This window comes from Micropruina sp. (assembly GCF_047606665.1).
In the GTDB taxonomy this organism is placed as follows: domain Bacteria; phylum Actinomycetota; class Actinomycetes; order Propionibacteriales; family Propionibacteriaceae; genus Micropruina.
The window spans coordinates 1-21,287 of the sequence record NZ_JASGEF010000057.1; the positions used below are offsets into that span (position 1 = coordinate 1).

At 70.2% G+C, this 21,287-nt stretch carries 20 protein-coding genes, 1 pseudogene and 1 riboswitch; of the genes and pseudogenes, 10 read left to right on the forward strand and 11 right to left on the reverse strand.

The window, feature by feature from the left end; all coding sequences use genetic code 11:
- A pseudogene (locus QM619_RS13435) lies at positions 1-250 on the forward strand (polyphosphate kinase 2); the annotation flags it as partial.
- Between the two features lie 99 nt (positions 251-349).
- Here QM619_RS13435 and QM619_RS13440 read toward each other — a convergent pair.
- The 7 genes from QM619_RS13440 to rplM all read right to left on the reverse strand — a co-directional run bounded on the left by QM619_RS13440 (position 350) and on the right by rplM (position 8,051).
- Positions 350-1,189 (reverse strand): metallophosphoesterase, encoded by an 840-nt coding sequence (locus QM619_RS13440; RefSeq protein WP_415109545.1) that lies wholly within the window; start codon positions 1,187-1,189, stop codon positions 350-352.
- Positions 1,186-3,078: a putative nucleotidyltransferase substrate binding domain-containing protein gene (locus tag QM619_RS13445; RefSeq protein WP_415109547.1), complete on the reverse strand. Its 1,893-nt coding sequence runs from the start codon at positions 3,076-3,078 to the stop codon at positions 1,186-1,188. The genes QM619_RS13440 and QM619_RS13445 overlap by 4 nt, the downstream gene beginning before the upstream one ends.
- Entirely contained in the window at positions 3,075-3,953 is an 879-nt protein-coding gene (locus QM619_RS13450) for a glutamate ABC transporter substrate-binding protein (RefSeq protein WP_415109550.1), read from the reverse strand. Before QM619_RS13450 ends, QM619_RS13445 begins: the two co-directional genes overlap by 4 nt.
- 20 nt (positions 3,954-3,973) lie before the next feature.
- The gene (locus QM619_RS13455; RefSeq protein WP_415109552.1) at positions 3,974-5,509 is read right to left on the reverse strand and encodes an amino acid permease; all 1,536 of its coding nucleotides are present in this window, start codon (positions 5,507-5,509) and stop codon (positions 3,974-3,976) included.
- 211 nt (positions 5,510-5,720) lie between these two features.
- Positions 5,721-7,073, reverse strand: coding sequence for a phosphoglucosamine mutase (gene glmM, locus QM619_RS13460; protein ID WP_415109555.1), 1,353 nt, complete (start codon positions 7,071-7,073; stop codon positions 5,721-5,723).
- 7 nt (positions 7,074-7,080) lie between these two features.
- A complete protein-coding gene (gene rpsI, locus QM619_RS13465) occupies positions 7,081-7,611 on the reverse strand; it encodes a 30S ribosomal protein S9 (RefSeq protein ID WP_415109558.1) in 531 nt (176 codons plus the stop codon).
- The gene (rplM, locus tag QM619_RS13470) at positions 7,608-8,051 is read right to left on the reverse strand and encodes a 50S ribosomal protein L13 (RefSeq protein WP_415109561.1); all 444 of its coding nucleotides are present in this window, start codon (positions 8,049-8,051) and stop codon (positions 7,608-7,610) included. The genes rpsI and rplM overlap by 4 nt, the downstream gene beginning before the upstream one ends.
- A gap of 334 nt (positions 8,052-8,385) precedes the next feature.
- On the opposite strand from rplM, the gene QM619_RS13475 reads away from it, so the two are divergent.
- The 3 genes from QM619_RS13475 (at position 8,386) to QM619_RS13485 (ending at position 12,914) form a co-directional block, all read left to right on the forward strand.
- Entirely contained in the window at positions 8,386-10,560 is a 2,175-nt protein-coding gene (locus QM619_RS13475) for an ArnT family glycosyltransferase (protein WP_415109564.1), read from the forward strand.
- The gene (locus QM619_RS13480) at positions 10,557-11,804 is read left to right on the forward strand and encodes a glycosyltransferase (protein ID WP_415109567.1); all 1,248 of its coding nucleotides are present in this window, start codon (positions 10,557-10,559) and stop codon (positions 11,802-11,804) included. Before QM619_RS13475 ends, QM619_RS13480 begins: the two co-directional genes overlap by 4 nt.
- A gap of 156 nt (positions 11,805-11,960) precedes the next feature.
- Entirely contained in the window at positions 11,961-12,914 is a 954-nt protein-coding gene (locus QM619_RS13485) for an asparaginase (RefSeq protein ID WP_415109570.1), read from the forward strand.
- A gap of 30 nt (positions 12,915-12,944) precedes the next feature.
- Here the strand turns inward: QM619_RS13485 and QM619_RS13490 are convergent, their stop codons facing one another.
- The gene (locus tag QM619_RS13490) at positions 12,945-13,832 is read right to left on the reverse strand and encodes a hypothetical protein (RefSeq protein ID WP_415109574.1); all 888 of its coding nucleotides are present in this window, start codon (positions 13,830-13,832) and stop codon (positions 12,945-12,947) included.
- A 105-nt stretch (positions 13,833-13,937) separates the two neighbouring features.
- On the opposite strand from QM619_RS13490, the gene QM619_RS13495 reads away from it, so the two are divergent.
- Complete coding sequence (locus tag QM619_RS13495) at positions 13,938-16,028, forward strand: elongation factor G-like protein EF-G2 (RefSeq protein ID WP_415109577.1); 2,091 nt, start codon at positions 13,938-13,940, stop codon at positions 16,026-16,028.
- A gap of 146 nt (positions 16,029-16,174) precedes the next feature.
- Positions 16,175-17,089, forward strand: coding sequence for an endonuclease domain-containing protein (locus tag QM619_RS13500; RefSeq protein WP_415109580.1), 915 nt, complete (start codon positions 16,175-16,177; stop codon positions 17,087-17,089).
- Between the two features lie 67 nt (positions 17,090-17,156).
- Here the strand turns inward: QM619_RS13500 and QM619_RS13505 are convergent, their stop codons facing one another.
- The 3 genes from QM619_RS13505 to QM619_RS13515 form a co-directional block, all read right to left on the reverse strand.
- Positions 17,157-17,567, reverse strand: a complete 411-nt coding sequence (locus QM619_RS13505; RefSeq protein ID WP_415109583.1) for a YccF domain-containing protein — start codon at positions 17,565-17,567, stop codon at positions 17,157-17,159.
- A 106-nt stretch (positions 17,568-17,673) separates the two neighbouring features.
- Positions 17,674-18,102: a TA system VapC family ribonuclease toxin gene (locus QM619_RS13510; protein WP_415109586.1), complete on the reverse strand. Its 429-nt coding sequence runs from the start codon at positions 18,100-18,102 to the stop codon at positions 17,674-17,676.
- Positions 18,095-18,322, reverse strand: coding sequence for a hypothetical protein (locus QM619_RS13515; RefSeq protein ID WP_415109589.1), 228 nt, complete (start codon positions 18,320-18,322; stop codon positions 18,095-18,097). Before QM619_RS13515 ends, QM619_RS13510 begins: the two co-directional genes overlap by 8 nt.
- Before the next feature lie 106 nt (positions 18,323-18,428).
- On the opposite strand from QM619_RS13515, the gene trmB reads away from it, so the two are divergent.
- The 4 genes from trmB (at position 18,429) to QM619_RS13535 (ending at position 21,073) form a co-directional block, all read left to right on the forward strand.
- Positions 18,429-19,157 carry a tRNA (guanosine(46)-N7)-methyltransferase TrmB gene (trmB, locus tag QM619_RS13520; protein WP_415109592.1) on the forward strand — a complete coding sequence of 243 codons (729 nt, stop codon included), beginning with the start codon at positions 18,429-18,431 and terminating at the stop codon, positions 19,155-19,157.
- Complete coding sequence (truA, locus tag QM619_RS13525; protein ID WP_415109595.1) at positions 19,154-19,987, forward strand: tRNA pseudouridine(38-40) synthase TruA; 834 nt, start codon at positions 19,154-19,156, stop codon at positions 19,985-19,987. The genes trmB and truA overlap by 4 nt, the downstream gene beginning before the upstream one ends.
- Positions 19,984-20,583 (forward strand): class I SAM-dependent methyltransferase, encoded by a 600-nt coding sequence (locus QM619_RS13530; RefSeq protein WP_415109598.1) that lies wholly within the window; start codon positions 19,984-19,986, stop codon positions 20,581-20,583. The genes truA and QM619_RS13530 overlap by 4 nt, the downstream gene beginning before the upstream one ends.
- Before the next feature lie 130 nt (positions 20,584-20,713).
- Entirely contained in the window at positions 20,714-21,073 is a 360-nt protein-coding gene (locus QM619_RS13535; RefSeq protein WP_415109601.1) for a hypothetical protein, read from the forward strand.
- 72 nt (positions 21,074-21,145) lie between these two features.
- Positions 21,146-21,212, forward strand: a riboswitch (cobalamin riboswitch).
- Positions 21,213-21,287 lie beyond the last annotated feature (75 nt).

Genomic DNA, 21,287 nt, shown 5'->3' on the forward strand with positions numbered 1-21,287 from the left:
CGCCAAGGACGAGATGTTCGTGCACACCGACATTCCCGAAGCGCGCTGGAATGTGGTCGAGTCCGAGGACAAGAAGCGGGCCCGGATCAACATGATCTCGCACCTGTTGTCGTCGATCCCCTACCAGAAGATCGAGCGTCCGGAGCTGAAGCTGCCGAAGCGTCCGCCGTCGACCGGCTACGAAAGAACCGACCGACGCCTGCAGTTCCAGGTCCCGGACACTACCGCGGGACTCGTCCGGTCGAGCTGACCCGACGCATTGTCGTACGGGGGGCGGTGGTCACCACCGCCCCCCGTTCGCATGCGCGACCTGATCGACGAATCCGCCTGACCCGGACGCCATCGCCGCTCACTGCCCGTCGGGCAGTTCGAACGCACGCCAGGACGTCCGGCTGGCCACCCCATGGCCGGGGTCGACCCCGATCAGGCGTCCGCCCGGCAGAGTTATCACCACATGCCGGGCCGCGTCGTCCACGGACGCCGACGACCGCAGCGCGTCGTCCAGCCGCCAGCCGCCGGTCTCCCAGTTGTAGGCGGAGCTGTGGCCGTGCACCTGGCTGAACGGCAGCCGGTGCCCCGACCAGCTGGCCGCCACCTCGGTGCCGGCCGCCGCCCAGACCGGTCCGGCGCCATGATCGGGGTCGCGCCAGCCCACCATGGTGCCGGGCCGGAACAGTGCCCGGCCGTTGGTGCGGGCCAGCGCGTTGAGCGCGTCCGCGGCCGCCGCGACGTCCGGGGGCGCCCCGAGCACCTCCTGCCAGAAGCCGCGGGTGAGCCCGGCGTGACTGACCAGCAGGTCCTCGCCCTCGACCCGGATCGCCGCCGCGGGCCGCATCCGTCCGCTCGCCCACCAGCGCCGCAGCACGGCTGCGGTGCTGCGCGGCACCCGTTCGTACCAGCTGAACTGCGGACGCCGCAGATAGAACGCCTCGTGGTTGCCGACCAGCTGGATCCACCGGTCGGGGTCGGTCTGCAGATGCCGGTCGACCAGCGCCACCACCCCGGCCGAATCGGGGCCGCGATGGATCAGGTCGCCGACCTGGACGACCAGCAGATCCGGCGGCAGCGGCCCGGCACCGTCGTCCGGGACGCCCAGCCGGGCCAACTCGGCGCGCAGGGCGTCCACGTGACCCCCGACGTCCCCGATCACCGCCACCCGCTGGCCGGGCAGCGGCCGCAGCAGACTCATCCCTGCCAGGCCTGCTCCGGCCGCGGATCGGGGCGGGCCCAGTCCTCCGGCCCCTCGTAGCGGGACAGGTTCGCCATCCGCTGCTGCACCATGGCGATCTCCCGGACGGCGCGCGCGATGATGCTGCGGTCGATCGCCGAGATCCGGTCCAGATGCAGGTGGTCGGTGGCCGGTCGTCCGCGTTCGACCTGCTTCAGCTGGCGGCGCAGCCGGATCGCCTGCAGCACCTCGAACACCTCGATCAGGGTCGCCGCCTGCCGGGCCGGCAGGATCGACGAGCCGGCCGCCGCCCGCAGCCGCTCGGTGGTCGGCAGCGCGGACGACCCGACCATCAGCGCCGCCCAGCGGGCCAGGTTGACGATCGGCAGCAGCGCGTCGCGTTTGATGTCGAAGCTCTCTCGGCCGGGGAAGACCCGCACCATCGGACGCAGCCGGGCCCGCTTGGCCAGCGACTCGTCCAGCAGCATCCGCATGCTGGCCGAATGGGCCCGCAGCTCGGCGACCATCCGGTCCACCGCCGGCACCGCCAGCCCGCCGTGGATCGGGCGGGCGTCGAGCAGCAGGGACACCATCATGGCGCCGTTGTCGCGGCTCGGGTCGGCCAGCCACTGCTGGGCGATCTCCTCCCAGGAGGCGCTGCTGCGGGCGAACAGCTTGTGCGCGGCGGTCGCGCCGTGACCGTCGCCGGTCAGGCCGGCCTCCGCCAGCGAACCGGTCATCTCCAGGAAGACCGCCCGGTAGCGGTCGATCTCGGTCTGCGGCAGCGGCTCGTGGAACGCCACCGCACAGTCGACGTCCGAACTCAGCGTCGCCTCGCGGCGTCCGTTGCTGCCCAGCGACAGCCAGGTGAAGGCGTCCGGCGACAGGTCGGGGTGCCGGACGAAGACCAGCTCCAGCATCCGCCGGATGACGGCGTCGACCAGTGCCGAATAGACGCTCAGCACACAGGGCGCGGTCAGCCCGCCGGCCACCAGGTTGGCGAGCAGCGCCGGCATCCGGCGGGCCTGCTCGACCAGGGCGGCGACGTCGTCGGCGCGCCGGATGCGTTCGTGCAGCAGCAGGCCTGGGACGACCGGCGAGGCGATGAAGTCGCGGGCCTCGACGGTGCCCACGATGCCCCCGTCCGGCCCGGTCACCAGCACATGGTCGGTGCGCGCGTCGAGCAGCAGGATCAGTGCCTCGGTCGCCGAGGCGTCCCGATCGACGCTGGGCAGGTCGGTCACCGCGATCTCGCCGACCGGCGTCTCGGGCGACAGTCCCGCGGCGAGCACCCGCTGCCGCAGCACCCGGTCGGTCACCACGCCCAGCCCGCCGCCGGCCAACCGGACGCCGGCCACCCCGGTGTCCGGCATGGCCGCGGCCGCCTCCCGGACGCTGGTGGTGCCGGCGACGATCACCAGCGGGTCGACCGCGACGTCGTCCAGCCGGATCCGTCCGCCGGCCTCGGCCAGGTCGTCCGCGGCCAGGACGCCGTGGTCGGGCGGCTCGTCGGCTTCGGGAAGCGCGTGGGCGGCCCGGTCGGCCGGCACCCGCAACACCCGCAGCGGCCCGTCGGCCACCACCAGCGGCCCGATCGCCTTGCCGGTCAGGGTGGCGTCCAACCCGAACACCTCACCCGGCCCGCAGATCAGGTCCGGCGCGGCCGGGTCGTGCGGACGTTCGGCGTCCCGCCAGACCCGGGCCTTGCCGGAGACCACCACGACCACCTCGCTGGGCTGAGCCCGGAAGGCGTCCAGGATCAGTTCGCCCTCGCGGTACTCGGCAATGCGGGACGCCGTGGCCAGGCCCTCGATCGCCTGGGCGTCCAGCCCGGCGAACGGGGGCGTGGCCGCCAGCGCGGCCATCGCCGGGACCAGTGCCCCGCGCCGCCCGGTCGGAACCGCGGTCACTTCCCGGGCGTGGGCGGCGCCGGGATCTTGTAGCCGGACGGCCCCACATTGCGTTCCAGCGACGCCTTCCAGGAACCGTCGGCGATGTAGCTGGTCAGCGCCTGGTTGATCTGCGCGACCAGCTGGTCGGAGCCCTTCGGGACGCCGATGCCGTACGGCTCGTCGGAGAAGCCCTGGCCGAGCACCCGCAGCACGCCCTTGTACTCAGGCAGCGCGGCGAAGCCGGCCAGGATGACGTCGTCGGTGGTGACCGCGTCCACATCGCCGGCGACCAGCCGCTTGACGCACTCGGAGAAGGTGTTCGGCTGCACCAACGCGACATCGCCCTGGTAGCGGCTGAGCACGTTCTGAGCCGAGGTGGTGTTCGCCGCCGCGCACAGCGTCCGGCCCTTCAGCCGGTCCGGGCCGGTCAGCTCCTCGTCGTTGCGCCGGACCAGCAGGTCCTGGTGCGCCATGAAGTACGGGCCGGCGAAGTCGATCCGGCGCTTCCGCTCGTCGGTGATGGTGTAGCTGGAGAGCACCAGATTGACCTTGTTCTCTTCGAGCAGCCGCTCCCGGTCGACCGGGTCGGCCTTCACCCAGGTGATCGACTCGGCCGGGACGCCCAGCGCCTTGGCGATGTAGGTGGCGGTGTCGACGTCGAAGCCCTTGGCGTCCTTGCCGATCGTCACCCCGTCCGAATCGCCGGTCGGGGTGGCGGTGCCGAGACCGGGCTCATCGAACGAGATGCCGATCTTCAGCGCGCTGAAGGTGGTGGCGCCCGCGATCGGGGTGGGGTCCTTGACCTCGCCGGGGCTGCCGCATCCGGTGAGCAGCAGACCCAGCGAGACGGCGGCGACCGCCAGACGTGTCAGTGGTGAAGCCTTGATACGCATCAGTGGATTCCTTCCGGGTCTCAGTGGGCCGGTGTGTCGGCGTCGGGGTCGGCGACCGTGACGTCTCCGTACCGGGGCCCGGTGTCGGTCCAGACCGATTCGATCCGTCCGCCGGTGTTCGCAGCCACCCGTGGTTTCACCAGTCGCCAGCCGAGCGCCAACAACGCGCTCAGCACCGGAATGCCGAAGACCACCACCAGGAAGTTGATCTTGTGGGAGAACTCCTCGGCGCTCTGCCAGCCCGATATCGCGATGCCGACCACGACGAATACCAGGAAGGCAAGCCCGATATACGACGTCCACGGCGATCCCGGCGCCGGGAACGGTGTCGGCGGCACCACGCCCTTGTCGATCAACTGGCGCAGCCTGATCTGGCAGACGAAGATCGTCGCCCAGGTGTAGACGATCATGATCGCGGTCGCCTCGATGGCCAGCTCGAAGGCGTTCGGCACGAAGGCGTTCAGCACCGCACCCAGGGCCATCACGCAGGCGGTCATCACGATGCCGGCCCAGGGGACGCCGGAATCGCTCATCTTCAGGGTGAACAGCGGCGCCTGCTTCGACATGCCGAGGCTGCGCAGCACGCGTCCGGTGGAGAACATGCCGGCGTTCAGGCTCGACATGGCGGCGATGATCAGGATCGCCTGGATGACGGCCGCCATCCAGTTGATGCCCAGTCGTTCGAACACGGTGACGAACGGACTGATGCCGGGCTTGTACTCCTCGGTCGGCAGCATCGACACCAGCAGCAGCAGCGAGCCGACGTAGAACACCGCGATCCGCATGATGACCGCGTTGACCGCCTTCGGCACCTCGCGCGCGGCGTTCTGCATCTCGCCGGCCGCGACGCCGACCATCTCGATGGCCGCGTAGGCGAACACCACGCCGGACATCACCAGCAGCGGCCCGTACCAGACGTAGGGTGCCTCGGTCGGCCAGAAGCCGCCCGGATTGCTCCACAGGTTCTGGAATCCGGCCTTGTGGCCGCCGACGTCCATGCCGCCGATCACGACCACGGCGCCCACCACAAGGAACACCGCGATGGCGCCCACCTTGAGGATGGCCGCCCAGAACTCGAACTCGCCGAACGCCTTGGCCGACATCAGGTTGACCGCCAGCACCACGACCAGCCCGACCAGCACGGTGATCCAGGTGTCCAGGGTGGGGAACCAGAACTGCATGTAGAGGCCGACCGCGGACAGGTCGGCGATGCCGGTCAGCACCCAGTTCATCCAATACACCCAGCCGGTGACGAACGCCCACTTCTCACCGAAGAACTCGCGCATATAGGACACGAAGGCGCCGGAGGTGGGCCGGTGCAGCACCAGCTCGCCGAGCGCCCGCATCAGGAAGTAGGCGATCACGCCGACAGCGGCGTAGCTGAGCACCAAGGCCGGGCCGGTGTTGTGCAGCCGGGACGCGGAGCCCAGGAACAGGCCGGTGCCGATGGCGCCGCCGATCGCGATCATCTGGACGTGGCGGCGTCCGAGCGTCTGCTTGTAGCCGACCTGTTCAGCGTCCAGCGCCGATAATTGCGAGGGTTTGACTTCAGTCATCGGTTCTCATTCCATCGAACGGCACGGAGCCGAGACGATCACCCACCAGGAAACCGGAGGAGGAATTTGGGGGCGCGCGTTCGGTTCCTGGCACCTTGCCAGTCCGGCGCCCAGGGCGCAAGCGATTCCTTCGGAGAATCCCGACGCAAACAGATGAAGACCGCGTTACCGGCCGGTCTCGCCCGAGAATCTCAGCTGGCGGAAGCCTGGGCTACAGTGCGAGCCGGTCGCGCACCACGCCGACCAGGCGTTCGGCGATCTCCTGGGCCTGCTCGTCGCTGGCCGCCTCGACCATCACCCGGACCAGCGGTTCGGTGCCGGACGGCCGCAGCAGCACGCGTCCGGTCTCGCCCAGTTCACGCCCCGCGGCCGTCACTGCCTGCTGCAGCACCGGGTCGAGTCCGGCGCGCACCTTGTTCACATTGGGGACGTTGATCATCACCTGCGGCAACCGAGTCATCACCGATGCCAGCTCGGCCAGCGTCTTGCCGGTGCGGGCCATTCGAACGGCCAGGTGCAGCGCGGTCAACACGCCGTCGCCGGTGGTGGCAAATTCGCTCATGATCACGTGCCCGGACTGCTCGCCGCCGAGGGTGAAGCCGTTGGCGTTCATCGACTCGAGCACGTATCGGTCGCCCACCTTGGTCTGGTCGACCCGGACGCCGTGGGCGCGCATGGCGATGATGAAGCCGAGGTTGCTCATCACCGTGGCGACCACGGTGTCGCTGTGCAGCGCCCGATCCTCCTTCATCGCCAGCGCCAGGATGGCCAGGATCTGGTCGCCGTCGACGACGGCGCCGTCGGCGTCCACCGCCAGGCAGCGGTCGGCGTCGCCGTCGAGTGCGATGCCCAGGTCGGCGCCGTGTTCGACGACCGCGGCCTGCAGCGACTCCATGTGGGTGGAGCCACAGTTGTCGTTGATGTTGAGGCCGTCGGGGGCGGCGTGCAGCGGGATCACCTGGGCGCCCTGGGCGTCGAAGGCGGCCAGCGCGGTCAGCGACGCGGCGCCGTTGGCGGTGTCGATGACCACCCGCAGCGGGGCCAGCGAGGCGTCTGCACCGAGGCTGGAGACCAGATGGGCGATGTAGCCCTCGACGGCGCCCAGGTCGTCGCGGACGCGCCCGACGTCGGCCCCGGTGGGCCGGGTCCAGGACTCGCCGAGCCGTTGCTCGATGGCGTCCTCGACGGTGTCGTCGAGCTTCACGCCGCCGCGGGAGAAGAATTTGATGCCGTTGTCCGGCATCGGGTTGTGGCTGGCCGACAGCATCACGCCGAGGTCGGCGTCCAGCGCGCCGGTCAGGTACGCCACGCCGGGCGTCGGCACCACGCCGAGCCGGATCACGTCCACGCCGGCCGAGGCCAACCCGGCCACCACCGCCGCCTCCAGGAACTCGCCGGAAGCACGGGTGTCGCGTCCGACCACCGCGAACGGCCGGCGGCCCTCGAAGACGCCGGCCTCGCCCAATACGTGGGCGGCGGCGACGGCGAGGTCGAGGGCCAGTTCGGCGGTCAGCTCGGCGTTGGCTCGTCCACGGACACCATCGGTGCCGAAAAGCCTTGCCACGAGTCGATCAGCGCTTGCTGTACTGCGGAGCCTTGCGGGCCTTCTTCAGGCCGGCCTTCTTGCGCTCCTTGATCCGGGCGTCGCGGGTCAGCAACCCGGCCTTCTTCAGCGCCGGACGGGACGCCTCGGCGTCCACGGCGTTGAGGGCGCGGGCGATACCGAGCCGGAGCGCGCCGGCCTGGCCGGTGACGCCCCCGCCGACGATCTTGGCGACCACGTCATAGGAACCGGCGACCGCGGCGGTCTCGAAGGGCTCGTTGACGGTCTGCTGGTGCAGCTTGTTCGGGAAGTAGTCCTCCAGCGAACGGCCGTTGATCTTCCACTGGCCGTTGCCTGGGGTGAGCCGAACGCGGGCGATGGCCTCCTTGCGGCGGCCGGTGGCGTCGGCCTGGCCGATCAGGGCCGGACGCTCACCCGGCGCAGCGGACGACGGGGCCGCCTCGGCGCGGTAGGCGATCTCGCGCTCACCCTCGGTGAACGGGGTGAACTCCTCGGTGGTCTCCACGGTCTCAGTCACGGTGCTTCCTTCGGCTCTCACTGAGCGATCTGGGTGATCTGGTAGGGCTGCGGCTGTTGGGCGCTGTGCGGATGCTCGGGACCCGCGTACACCTTGAGCTTGCGGATCAGCTGACGGCTCAGCTTGTTCTTCGGCAGCATGCCCCACACCGCGCGCTCCACGGCCTGCCGCGGATCGTTGGCGAGCAGTTCGCCGTAGGGAACGGACTTCAGGCCGCCGGGGCGTCCGGAGTGCCGGTGGGCCAGTTTGGTCGTCCGCTTGTTGCCGGTCAGGGCGATCTTGGATGCGTTCACCACGACCACGAAGTCGCCGGCGTCCACATGCGGGGCGAACTGGGCCTTGTGCTTGCCACGCAGCAGGGTGGCGGCGGTGACGGCCAGTCGTCCGAGGACGACATCGGAGGCATCGATCACATGCCAGTTCCGGGTGATTTCACCCGACTTGGGGCTGTACGTAGACACGCTCGTGGACCACTTCCATAGGTAGCTGTTCGGTCGGCAGTGCGGGATCTGCTCAGGCAGACCACAGCGCAACAGCGACTCAGGTTACCCGCCGTGGCGGGTACGGGTCAAAACGACGTCGCGACCGCTGTCCGGCCCGCTCAGATCAGGGCGATCAGGTCGAGCGACCGGGCGTCGTCCACCGGGTCGCCGAATGCCTCCTACGTGCTCTGGCCGCTGTCGACGGACATGCGCCTCGACCTCGGCCAGTGCGGCACCGATCTGCTCGCCGGCCACAGGAACCCCACAGTCACCCCTCAGAGACGTGACAGTGCGGTCACCGACTGTGGTGAGCGTGACGACGACAACAATCAGTTCTCCGACCGCCACCGCACCTGCCGGCCCGCCAGATCGCCTCTCCGCGGGGCTTTCGCCGCGGGTCAGACGTGGCTCGCTGGCGGCCACCCTGCTCGCGGTGGCCGCCCTCTACACCTGGAACCTGGCGGCCTCGGGCTGGGCCAACTCGTTCTATTCGGCCGCGGTGCAGGCCGGCACCCAGTCCTGGACGGCGTTCTTCTACGGCTCGCTGGACGCCGGGAACTCGATCACCGTCGACAAGACGCCCGCCTCGCTGTGGCTGATGGAGCTGTCGGCACGGGTCTTCGGGCTGAGCTCGTGGAGCATCCTGCTGCCGCAGGCGCTGCTCGGGGTGGCGTCCGCCTGGATTCTGTACGGCACGGTGCGGCGCTCGCTGGCCCGCGGCGGCTCGGCGCGCCGGGCGCACTGGGCGGGCATCGTCGCGGCGCTGGCCTTCGCGCTCACCCCGGCGGCGACCCTGATGTTCCGGTTCAACAACCCGGACGCGCTGATGGTGTTCTGCTACGTGGCCGCGGCGGCGCTGACCCTGCGGGCCGCCGAGACGGCGTCCCGCTGGAAGCTGGCGGCCGCCGGCGCCCTGATCGGGCTGGGCTTCCTGGCCAAGATGCTGCAGGCGTTCGTGATCCTGCCGTCGCTGGTGCTGGCCTACGCGATCGGCGCCCCGGCGTCCTGGCGGAAGAAGGTCGTCGACCTGCTCACCGCGTTCGGCGCCATGGTGCTGGCCTTCGGCTGGTGGGTTGCGATCGTCGAGCTGGTGCCGGAGTCGTGGCGTCCCTACATTGGAGGCTCGCAGACCAACTCGATACTGGAGTTGACCTTCGGCTACAACGGCCTGGGCCGGTTGAACGGCGACGAGACCGGCTCCGTCGGCAACGCGTCCGGACGCTGGGGGCAGTTGGGCCTGCTGCGGATGTTCACCACCGTCTCGGGCGAGATGGTGTCGTGGCTGATCCCGGCGGCGCTGCTGCTCGGCCTGGCCGCGCTGCTGTTGATCGGACGCCGTGGCTGGGCGACCACGTTCCGGGCCGGTGCCGAAACCCATCGGACCCGTGCCAACGCGGCGTTGGTGCTGTTCGGCAGCTGGCTGGTGATCAACACACTGGTGTTCAGCTTCATGGCCGGCATCTACCACGACTACTACACGGTGGCGCTGGCCCCGGCGATCGGCGGCACCCTGGCCGTGGGCGGCGCCCTGGCCTGGACGCATCGCCGGACCTGGCTTGGCCGCGGGGCGCTGGCGGCCGCCGCCCTGGGCACCGGCGCCTGGGGCGTCGCGCTGGCGTCCGTGCCCGGCGGTGCCTACCGGACCACTTCGCTGGTGGCGGCGGCCGTGCTGACCGGGTCGGCGGTGCTGTTCACGTTCGGACGCGCCGTCGTCCGTCCGCTGCAGACGGTCGCGGTGACCGGCGCCGTGGTCGCCGGGCTGCCCGGACCGGCCGCCTACTCGCTGAACACCGCGGCCACCCCGCACACCGGCTCGATCGTGACGGCCGGACCGGCGCGGAGCGGAATCTCCGGCGGCGCCGGTGGTGGTGGCGGCGCGGATGGCGGAGGCCGTCAGGGCGGAGGCCGTCAGGGCGGTGGCGGTCAGGGCGGTGGCGGTCAGGGTCGGAGCCAGGCCGGTCAGGGCCAGGGCCAGTCCGGCCAGGGCCAGGGCCAGTCCGGCCAGGGCCAGTCCGGCCGAGGCCAGAGCCAGTCCGGCCAGGGGCAGCAGGGCACCACGCCCGGCGCCGGCCAGTCCCCGCAGGGCAGCCGTTCCACGGGCGGTGGCCGCGGCGGCGGGGCCGGCGGGCTGCTGAACGGCGCCACGGTGTCGTCCGAGTTGCTCGCCGCGCTGCAAGCGAACGCGTCCGACTACACATGGGTGGCCGCCACCACCGGCGCCCAGAACGCCGCTAGCTACCAACTGGCCAGCGGCTATCCGGTGATGGCGATCGGTGGCTTCAACGGCTCCGACCCGTCCCCCACGCTGGCCCAGTTCCAGGAGTGGGTGGCACAGGGCAAGGTGCACTACTTCATCGGCGGCGGCAACTTCGGCGGCCAGAACGGCGGCAGCCGATCGGCGTCCGAGATCGCCAACTGGGTGCAGCAGAACTACTCGGCGACGACGGTCGGCAACACCACCGTCTACGACCTGACGGCGGCGAAGTGAGTACCGCGATGACCCTGGCCGACGACACCACGCGCGGGTCGCGTCCGCTGCCCGCCCGGTTGGCCAGCGTCGAGATCGTCATCCCGGTGTACAACGAGGCGGCCGACCTGGAGCGTTCGATCCGGCGGCTCACCGGCTTCCTGGACGACGCCCTGCCCTACCGGCATCGGGTGACCATCGCCGACAACGCGTCCACCGACGACACCCTGGCGATCGCGCAGCGGCTGTCCGCCGAGCTGGACGGCGTCCGAGTCGTGCATCTGGACGCCAAGGGCCGCGGCCGAGCGCTGAAGCAGACCTGGCTGGCCAGCGACGCCGATGTGGTCGGCTACATGGACGTCGACCTGTCCACCGACCTGACCGCGCTGCTGCCGCTGCTCGCTCCCCTGGTCAGCGGGCATTCGGACGTCGCGATCGGCACCCGGCTGGCCCGCGGCTCGCGGGTGGTCCGGGGGCCGAAACGGGAGTTCATCTCGCGGACCTACAACCTGATCCTGCGGGGTGCCCTCGGGGTGTCGTTCAGTGACGCCCAGTGCGGGTTCAAGGCGATGCGGACCGATGTGGCCCGGCGGCTGTTGCCGCTGGTCGAGGACACCAACTGGTTCTTCGACACCGAACTGCTGGTGCTGGCGCAGCGCTCGGGGCTGCGGATTCACGAGGTGCCGGTGGACTGGGTCGACGATCCCGGCACCACCGTCGACATCGCAGCCACCGCGGCCGAGGATCTGCGCGGCGTGTGGCGGCTGTTGCGCGGGCTGACCACCGGCAGGATCCCGATCGGCGCGGTGCGCGCCGAGCTGGCCCGCCCGCCGATGGGCTCGCCGTCGGTCGCCCCGGTGGCGGGGGTGCCGTCCGGGCTGTTCGGGCAACTGGTCCGGTTCGCCGCGATCGGGGTGGCGTCCACGCTGGCCTACGCGGTGCTCTATCTGTTGCTGCGGGTGGTGCTGGACGCCCAGGCGGCCAACCTGATCGCGCTGGCGGTGACCGCGGTGGCGAACACCGCCGCGAACCGGATCGTCACCTTCGGGGTGCGCGGAACCGACGGACTGCTGGCCCATCACGCCACCGGCCTGCTCGCCTTCATCGTCGCGCTCGGACTGACCAGCGGCTCGCTGGCCACTCTGCATCTGATGGTCCCGGACGCCGCCCGCTGGCTCGAGTTGGGCGTCCTGGCGGTCGCCAACGCGGTGGCCACCGGGGTGCGATTCGTGGCGCTGAAGCTGGTGATGGCAAGCTCGTCGTGATCATCGTTGGTCGAGTGTGCCGGGAGTTCCGAGGGGTGACAGGCCGGGATCCTGGATCGAGTCCGGGATGACAGGTGACGGAATGGAGTTCTCGTCATCCCGGCGAACGCCGGGATCTCGATGGCGCGCTCAACGGCACTTCCCTAGACTCCGGGCGTGGTGAATCTCGGCGATCCCCCGGTGGTGGCGCAGGTGGTGCGCAACGGGTTCGTCGAGTCGGCGCACCGCGGCATCGTGGTGATCACCCGCGCCGACGGGTCGGTCTCGTACAGCCGGGGCGACTACAGCAGCGACATCTTGCCCCGGTCGGCGCTGAAGCCGATCCAGGCGCTGGCGATGGTGCGCTGCGGGCTGGAGGTGCCGTCCGATCAGTTGGCGGTGGCCTGCGCCAGCCACAGCGGCGAACCGATGCATCTGCAGACCGTGCTCGACCTGCTGCACGGCGCCGGGCTCGATGAATCCGATCTGCGGAACACCCCCGATCTGCCCTTGATGGACGCCCAGCGCCACGAATGGATCGCGGCCGGACGCGGCCCGTCGTCGCTCGCCCAGAACTGCTCCGGCAAACATGCCGCGATGCTGGCCACCTCGGCCCGCAACGAATGGCGGCTGGACACCTATCTGCACCGCGGCCATCCCGCCCAGCAGGCGGTCATCGAGACCGTCCGCAGCCTCGGCGTCCGGGTCTCCTGGACGTCGATCGACGGCTGCGGCGCCCCGGCGCTCGCGGTCGGCCTGGTCGGATTGGCCCGGATGTTCGGCACTCTGGCCGCGGCCACCGGCGGTGCCGAGAAAGAGATCGCGGACGCCATGCGCGCCCACCCCGAGCTGGTCGGCGGCACCGGCCGCGACGTCACCGACCTGATGCGCGGGGTGCCCGGGATGATCGCCAAGGACGGCGCGGAAGGCGTCTACGCCGCCGGACTCCCGGACGGACGCGGCATCGCGCTGAAGATCACCGACGGCGGCATCCGGGCGCGTCCGGTGGTGATGGGCGCCATCCTCCGGCGGCTCTGGCTGGGTGACGCGAAGCTGCGCACCCGGATGATGGAGATGCCGATCTACGGCCGCGGACAGGTGGTCGGCGCGGTGATCCCGATCGACATCTGAGACATCGACATCTGAGACAGGGCCGGTCGATCAGCGGGACGGTGATTCCACTCCGGACGCCGGCGGACGCGGACTCACCGGCTGCCAACCGGACGCCGGCGCAGGTGAAGTCGGCACCGGATCGGCCGGCGCATCGGACGCCGGCATATCGGCGGGCGACGCATCGGTGCACGTCTCGGGCGGCGGCACGAGGGTGGCGACCGGCGGCGTCGGGTCGTCGTCCTCCGGGCCGAGATCGACCACCGGGTCCGGGTCGAGCGGGCTGTGGTGGCTGGCCGACGGCGTCATCACCACGGGCACCGCATGCGGCACGATCAGGCCGGGCGGACGTGGCTTGTGCCGGTGGGGCTGGGTCGGTGTATGCGCACCAGGCGCGGACGCCGGGGCCACCCGCGGGCTCACCACCGCTCCGCCCGACGGACCACCCCATTGGCCCGGTACCGCACCCGTCGGACCCGAACCGGTCGGCGGCGGCGCATAGCCCGGCATGGGCTGCTCCTGCACGGGTTGCCTCGACACTGGCGCGCTCGGCGCGTAGGGCGCCGCCGACCCCGCGGCATCGGCAGGCACGGGTGCCGTCGACGGCATTCCGGACGCGGGCTTGCCACCGTGACCGACGCTTCTGCGCACCGGCGCAACGCCCGCCTGCACGATGCCCCAGATGAAGGACAGGGCGGCCAGGAACGGCAGAAGGTGGCTCAACCAGCTGACCCAGCCGGCGGCGTCCGGGGTGGCGTCGGGCGCCCCGGCCCGATAGCTGGTCCAGCCGAAATCGATCAGCCAGTAAAGCACCAGCAGCATGCTGCCGGACCACAGCGGCACGTGGCCGCGTCCGATCCGGCGACCGACGTAGATGGTGGCCGCGACCGTGGCCACCACGAAGATCAGGGTGCGCAACAGCGCTAAGACGATGTCCATCGGGTGCCTCCGCTCCGGGTGCCTACCCTCACCCTAGTGGTGGCCACCGACATCGGTTTTTCCGTTGCCGTTGCAGGGCCTCCGGAGCGGGTGTTAGGTAGCTTCATGAGTTCAAAGGCGAACGCGACCACGATGCAGCTGACCAGTCCCGACGACGTCCGCAACGTCGTCCTGATCGGCAATGCCGGATCCGGCAAGACGTCCCTCTTCGAACAGCTGCTGAAGGCCCGTGTGCCCGGTTATCGCGGCGAGAAAGAGGACGCCGAGCGCGCCTCCCAGCTGTTCCTGGCCTCGTTCGTCACCGGCGACAAGGTGGTCAACCTGCTGGACGCCCCCGGCCATCCAGACTTCGTCGGCGAGCTGCGGGCCGGCATCCGGGCCGCCGACGCGGCGATCTTCGTGGTCTCCGCCGCCGACGGCATCGACGGCGCGGCCCGCTCGTTGTGGGAGGAGTGCCGCGACGCCAACCTGCCGCGGGCGATCGTGCTGACCAAGCTGGACGCCGGGCACGCCGACTTCGACTCCTCCGTCGCCGAATGCCAGGACCAGTTCGGGGAGGGCGTCCGGCCCACCCATGTGCCCACCTTCGCCGGCCCCGGCGAGGTGGTCGGCAACATCGGCCTGCTCACCCTGGAAGAGCACGACTACTCCGGCGGCGAGCGGGTGGTCCGCACCCTCAACGCCCACGACGACCAGGTCGAGGCCTACCGCGGCCCGCTGATCGAGTCGATCATCGCCGAGGCCGAGGACGAGGGCCTGATGGACCGCTACCTCGAGGACGACGAGCACCTCGAGCTGAGCGCACTCCTGGACGACCTGATGAAGGCGGTGGCCACCGCCAACCTGTTCCCGGTGCTGCCGGTGCAGACCGGCACCGGCGTGGGCGTCGAAGAGCTGCTCGCGCTGATCGAGCACGGTTTCCCGACCCCCGGCCTGCATCCCAATCCCCCGCTCACCACCATTGGCGGCGAGGTGCTGCCGCAGGCCGACTCCGACCCGGCGGCGCCGCTGGTCGCCCAGGTGATCCGGACCACCACCGACCCGTTCGCCGGCCGGTTGTCGATGGTGCGGGTGTTCTCCGGGACGCTGCACACCGACGACGTGGTGCACGTCTCGGGGCATCGCTCCTGGGTCCTGGGCCATGACGACGACGCCCATCCCGACCACGACAACGAGGAACGCATCGGGCTGATCCAGGGCGCGGTCGGCACCGAGCTGAAACCGCGGCCGCAGGCGATCGCCGGCGAGATCGTGCTGCTGCCCAAGCTCAGCACCGCCGAGACCGGCGACACGCTCTCGTCGAAGGAGCGTCCGGGCGTGGTGGAGACCTGGCCACTGCCCGAGCCGCTGCTGCCGCTGGCGATCCGGGCCGCCACCCGCAACGACGAGGACAAGCTGGCCGGCGCGCTGCAACGGCTGGCCGTCGAAGACTCCAGCGTCCGGCTCGACCGTGGCGCCGGCGATCAGCTGGTGCTGTGGACGACCGGGCAGGCCCACGCCGACCTGCTGCTCGGACGGCTGGTCGAGCGCTACCAGGTGCGGGTCGAGCAGGAGGAGCTCAAGATCCCGATGCGAGAGACCTTCACCCGCAAGGCGTCCGCGCTGGGCCGGCATGTGAAGCAGTCCGGTGGCCACGGCCAGTACGCGGTCTGCAACATCGAGGTGGAGCCGTTGGAGCGCGGCGCCGGCTTCGAGTTCGTCGACAAAGTGGTGGGCGGCGCCGTGCCGCGGCAGTTCATTCCGTCGGTCGAGAAGGGCATCCGCAACCAGCTCGACAAGGGCGTCTTCGCCGGTTATCCGATGGTCGACGTCCGGGTCACCCTGTACGACGGCAAGGCGCATTCGGTGGACTCCTCCGACATGGCCTTCCAGATGGCCGGCGCGCTGGCGATCAAAGAGGCCGCCTCGACCAACGGCGCGGTCGCCCTGCTGGAACCGCTCGACCTGGTCACGGTCACCGTCGGCGACGAATATCTGGGCGCGGTGATGACCGACCTGTCCGCACGCCGCGGGCAGCTGCTCGGCTCGGATTCCCTGGACGGCAAGTCGGTGGTGCGCGCTCTGGTGCCGCAGGCGGAACTCGCCCGCTACCCGATCGATCTGCGCGGCATCGGCCACGGCTCGGGCACCTTCACCCGCGAATTCCACGGCTACGAACTGCTGCCCGCCCAACTGCTGGCGAAGTACACGAAGTAGCTCCACGCAGCCAGGCGCGGTATGGGTCCACCGGCGGAGCTTGCCCACACCCGACTCGCCGGCGCTCCCACTCATTTTCGTGATCAGTTCTGTGGATAACTCCATCTGCGCCCCAGCACGGCGTCCGAACGTGCTGCGATGTCGTGGTGGACGACCTCGATGACCTGATGACACTGACCACCGTGATGGCCCTGAACAACGGCGTGCTGAGAAGACGGGACCATCGGACGTCGCGGGCCGGCTTCGACCGACTCGTCCGCTCGGGCGCAATCGTCCGGGTGCTCCCCGGCACCTTCGTGAACGCGCAGCTGATCACCAGCCGGCTCTCCCGGTGCGCCGCTGCGCTGGCCACCTACCCCGGATCGCTGCTGTGGGGCACGGACGCCGTCGCCGCGCTCACCCGGACCCTGGACAAGACCGCGTTCGGCCGCCAGGACACCGTCGGACTGGCGCACCCCCAGTCCCGGTACGCGGCGCCCGGTGTGCGCTGGACCCGCCGGACGGTTCCGGCCGAGCATCGGGTCCGGATCGACGGCCTGCGCTGTGCCTCGGCGTCCTATCTGGCAGTGGAAGCGGCTGCCCGCGATCAGGGCGCCATGATCGAGCGCTTCCTGCGCGCAGGTCTGGTGAAGCCCGCCGAACTGTCGGACGTCCTGCCCGCGCTGGCCAGCACCAAGGGTCATCGCGAGCGATGCCGGGTTGTCCGGGCCAGTCAGGACAACCCGTGGTCGGGTGGGGAACGCCGGCTGCAGGCATTGCTGCGCAAGCATCGGATCACCGGCTGGGTGGCGAACGCCGAACTGATGATCGACTCTCGCCGCTGCTTCCCTGACGTGTTGTTCGAAGCGGCTCGGCTCGTCCTCGAGTTCGACGGCTACGGGGTGCACACCAAGCCCGAGGTGTTCGAGTCCGACCGACGCCGGCAGAACGCGCTGGTGATCGGCGACTACCGGGTCCTGCGCTACACCTGGAAACAGCTCACCGAGGACCCCGATACCTTGATCGCTGAGGTCCGCACCCTGATGGCTCGCCAGATTACGTCCGATCCTGACCAGACTTGAGGCGGCTGAGGCGGGCGGTCGTCCAAATCGGACGTAATCCGGCGAGCCCGTGCGCGGCCGACGAGCCTCAGAAGGAGTAGACCGGCTGGCTGCCGTAGGGGATGCGATCGGTGTCGACGATCTCCTTGCCGAGCGGCACGCAGGTGACCGGGATCATCTTGATGTTCGCGATCGCCAGCGGAATGCCGACGATGGTGATCGCCTGTGCGGCCGCGGTGGTCAAATGCCCGATGGCCAGCCAGAGCCCGGCGACCAGGAACCAGATGATGTTGCCGAGCGCGGAACCGACGCCCGCGGTGGGCTTGGCGACGATGGTCTTGCCGAACGGCCACAGCGCGTAAGAAGCCATCCGGAACGAGGCGATGCCGAACGGGATGGTGACAATGAAGATGCAGGCGATCAGCCCGAAGAAGAAGTAGCCGATGGCCAGCCACAGGCCGCCGAAGATCAGCCAGATGAGGTTCAACAGGGTGCGCATGAAGAGTGCCTTTCGTCCGGCGCAGGTGCGCCGTCCGTTCCAGTCTGCGGGCTCCTGTCACCGACCACGGGGGTCGCGGGGGATGGTTCAGGGACGACTCCGGGAGCTAACTCAGGACATGGACCACGTCGCGGTCACCGGATGCGAGCACCGGCCGGATCTTGGTATCGAATGTGATCAACCGCGCCGCATGCCGGGCGGCTAGGTTGACCAGGTGCAGATCGGTCACCTGTCGAAATCCGACCAGTCCGGACAGCCCGATGTGCGCTTCGGCAAGGGACGAGTCATCGGCCAGGAAGCGCCACCGCGGTTGCGCACGCACAGAGCCGAGCGAAGCGAGCGCGGCAGAACCGGGCACCGGCAGGCCGGCGACGGCGGGGTTGAGCGACACCCGGAGGAAGCCGGCCTCGGTGATCGCAGTGGTGGCGAACGACGCGGTGGCCGCGAACCATGCCTGCGCGGCCTGGTGGTGGACGTGTTGCGGATGAAGCAGTGCCACCAGCACGTTCACGTCGGGCAGGTCGAACTCACTCATCGAGCAGGGCCTCGGCGACCAGTTCGTCGGTGATCAGATGATCCGGCGCGGTAGGCAGCAGCACCAGCCCGTCGGCGCGGGCCACGGCCGGAGCCGGGGCAGCCAAGCTGGCCAGCGCCAATTCAGAGACGGCGTCGCCGATGCTCCGATTCCTGCCTTCGTTCACCCGCGCACGAGCGGCTGCCAGCACCCGCGGATCGAGGTCGAGAGTGGTTCGCATGACCCCAGGATACGACGCATCACACATCACGCATCACTCGGGAGAGGCGAAGCCCATCGACCCACCGGCGCGGGAACGCAGACGATTCCGCCGATAACCTGACCGCATGACCGAGACACCTCCCCGAGTGCAGCGCGAGGTCGTGTCGTTCGTCCGGCGCAGCGCCCGGATGAACCCCAGTCAAGAGAAGGCCTGGCGCGAGCATGCCGACTGGGTGATCCGGGTGCCGAAGCGGCTCACCAGCACCTCGGTGGCCTCGGACGCCCATGTCGACTGGGCGTCCGTCTTCGGCCGAGACGCCCCGCTGGTGGTGGAGATCGGCGGCGGCACCGGCGATGTGATCGCGGCCGTCGCCGCCGCGCATCCGCAACGCGACCACGTCGCCTTCGAGGTCTTCGAGCCGGCCGTGGCCAGCACTCTCTCCAAATGCGCGCGGGCCGGGGTGGCCAACCTCCGGGTCGTCGTCGCCAATGGTGTGGACGCCCTGGGCACGCTCATCGAGGATCGCTCGCTGGCCGAGCTGTGGACCTTCTTTCCCGACCCGTGGCACAAGAAGCGGCATCATAAGCGGCGGCTGGTGTCGCGTCCGTTCGCCGATCTGGTCGCCGCCAAGCTGGCCGACGGCGGGGTCTGGCGGCTGGCCACCGACTGGGCCGACTACGCGTCAGCGATGCGCGAGGTGCTGGACGATCATCCGGTGCTGGTCAACCGCTACAACGGCTGGGCGCCACGGTGGGAAGATCGTCCGCAGAGCAGGTACGAGGCCAAGGGAATCGCGGCCGGCCGGACCATCTACGACCTGTGTTACGGCATCCGAGAAGGGGGACGGCGGTGAGGCTGCGCCTCGACATCGCCTACGACGGCACCGAATTCCACGGCTGGGCGGCCCAGCGCGGCCTGCGCACCGTGCAGGAAGAGCTCGAGGCCTGGATTCCGCGGGTGCTGCGGCTCAGCGAACCGGTCAGCCTGACCTGCGCCGGCCGCACGGACGCCGGGGTGCACGCCCGCGGTCAGGTCGCCCACGTCGATCTGCCGGACGTGAGCGACGTCCCGCGGACCATCGCCGAATTGAGCTACCGGCTGCGCAACGTGCTGCCGTCCGACCTGGTGGTGCGCCGGGTGAGCCTGGCCCCGCCCGGTTTCGACGCCCGCTTCTCGGCGATCTGGCGGCGCTACGTGTACCGGATCGCCGACGCGACGCCCGACCCGTTGCTGCGCATTCACGTCACCCCGCTGCGCACCGAGCTCGACCTGCAGAAGATCAACGCGGTGGCCGGACGGCTGCGCGGCCTGCACGACTTCGCGGCCTTCTGCAAGCAGCGCGAGGGTGCCACCACGATCCGCAACCTGCTGCAGCTGTCGGCACGCCGCACCTGGGGCGACGTCGCCGAGATCACCGTCCGGGCGGACGCATTCTGCCACTCGATGGTGCGTTCGCTGGTCGGTGCCCTGGTCACCGTCGCCACCGGGCGCCGGGAGCCCGAGTGGCTGATCGGCCTGCTCGACGCCGGCCGGCGCGCAGGTGAGGTCCGGGTGATGCCGCCGGGCGGGCTGACCCTGGAAGAGGTCGGCTATCCGCGCGACAAGGAGTTGGCGGCCCGCGCCGCCGAGGCCCGCGCCCGGCGCACCCTGGACGCCGCCAGCAGCCCGGAGTCCGCGGAGTGAGCCACTACTTCACCGCGCCCACCTCGGTTGAGAGGCGGCGGCACATCGACGTCCGATTCTGGGACACCGACTGGCGTTTCACTACGGCCAATGAGGTGTTCTCCGGCGACGGCCTCGATCTGGGCACCAGCGTCCTGCTGCGTTCGGCGGCACCACCGGCGGACGCCTCACGGCTGCTCGACCTGGGCTGCGGCTGGGGCGTGCTGGCGGTCGCGCTGGCCACCGCCTGCCCCGCTGCCGTGGTGGACGCGGTCGACGTCAACCCGCGCGCACTCGCCTTGTGCGCCGCCAACGCCCGCGCCCACGGCGTCGCCGACCGGGTGCGTCCGTCGCTGCCGGACGCCGCCGAGGCCGGCGTCCGGTATGACGAGATCTGGTCCAACCCGCCGATCCGGATCGGCAAGGACGCCTTGCACGAGCTGCTGCTGACCTGGCTGCCCCGACTGACACCGGACGGCGCGGCCCGCCTGGTCGTCGGCCGCAACTTGGGCGCCGATTCGCTGCAGCGCTGGCTGATCGACCAGGGCTGGGCCTGCGAGCGGACGGCCAGCGCGAAGGGCTTCCGGGTCTTCGCGGTGACCCGGACGTCCGGCTGAGCCCGATCTGTCGCACGGGCCCGATCCGCCGATCCGGTACCGGGTGTGTCTGCCGCACCGCGCGCTATAGAGCCCCTAAGGTTGGCCGCGGGCCAGACTGGCTGGCCGACGCGGAAGCAAGGAGCCCCCCATGGCTGACGAGAATGCCGCGAACACCGGCACCTTCATCGACGACCTGGTCGCCAAGGCCAAAGGGGTCGGCGGACAGGTCCGGGAATTCACCGAAGACGCCTTCGACCGCGTCCGCGAGTTCTCCGCCTCGGCTGGCGACAACATCAAGAATTTCGCCACCGATGCCGGTGGGAACATCATGGGCTTCGCCACGGACGCCGGCGACAACCTGAAGAACTTCTCGACCTCGGCAGGCGACAACATCAAAAACCTCGCTGCCGGGGCGCGCGAGAAGAGCCAGCAGGCGTTCGACGAGTTCCGGGGCCGCATCGACGGCGGCACCAAGAAGGAGCAGCGTCCCGACGACGACGCGGAGTGACGGGGAGGTTTCGCAACTCAGCCGGCGAGTCCGCGGTGGTGGGTTACCCTGATGCCACCTGAACCACTGCAGGGGAACCCGGTGCGAATCCGGGGCTGACCCGCAGCCGTGACGCCAGCGATGGCCCAGTCGGAATGCCTGCATATGTTCTGGCTCTGTCAACCTGTCGTGGCACGCGGGTGAGCCGGATGGACCCCGGGTCTGACCTCGTCCG

What these genes read in the sequence shown, in the direction of transcription:
- trmB (WP_415109592.1), top strand. Translation starts at nt 18,429, where the DNA reads ATGACCGAGACACCTCCCCGAGTGCAGCGCGAGGTCGTGTCGTTCGTC.
- QM619_RS13450 (WP_415109550.1), bottom strand. Translation starts at nt 3,953, where the DNA reads ATGCGTATCAAGGCTTCACCACTGACACGTCTGGCGGTCGCCGCCGTC.
- QM619_RS13495 (WP_415109577.1), top strand. Translation starts at nt 13,938, where the DNA reads ATGAGTTCAAAGGCGAACGCGACCACGATGCAGCTGACCAGTCCCGAC.
- QM619_RS13535 (WP_415109601.1), top strand. Translation starts at nt 20,714, where the DNA reads ATGGCTGACGAGAATGCCGCGAACACCGGCACCTTCATCGACGACCTG.
- QM619_RS13515 (WP_415109589.1), bottom strand. Translation starts at nt 18,322, where the DNA reads ATGCGAACCACTCTCGACCTCGATCCGCGGGTGCTGGCAGCCGCTCGT.
- QM619_RS13490 (WP_415109574.1), bottom strand. Translation starts at nt 13,832, where the DNA reads ATGGACATCGTCTTAGCGCTGTTGCGCACCCTGATCTTCGTGGTGGCC.
- QM619_RS13505 (WP_415109583.1), bottom strand. Translation starts at nt 17,567, where the DNA reads ATGCGCACCCTGTTGAACCTCATCTGGCTGATCTTCGGCGGCCTGTGG.
- QM619_RS13440 (WP_415109545.1), bottom strand. Translation starts at nt 1,189, where the DNA reads ATGAGTCTGCTGCGGCCGCTGCCCGGCCAGCGGGTGGCGGTGATCGGG.
- QM619_RS13455 (WP_415109552.1), bottom strand. Translation starts at nt 5,509, where the DNA reads ATGACTGAAGTCAAACCCTCGCAATTATCGGCGCTGGACGCTGAACAG.
- QM619_RS13510 (WP_415109586.1), bottom strand. Translation starts at nt 18,102, where the DNA reads ATGAGTGAGTTCGACCTGCCCGACGTGAACGTGCTGGTGGCACTGCTT.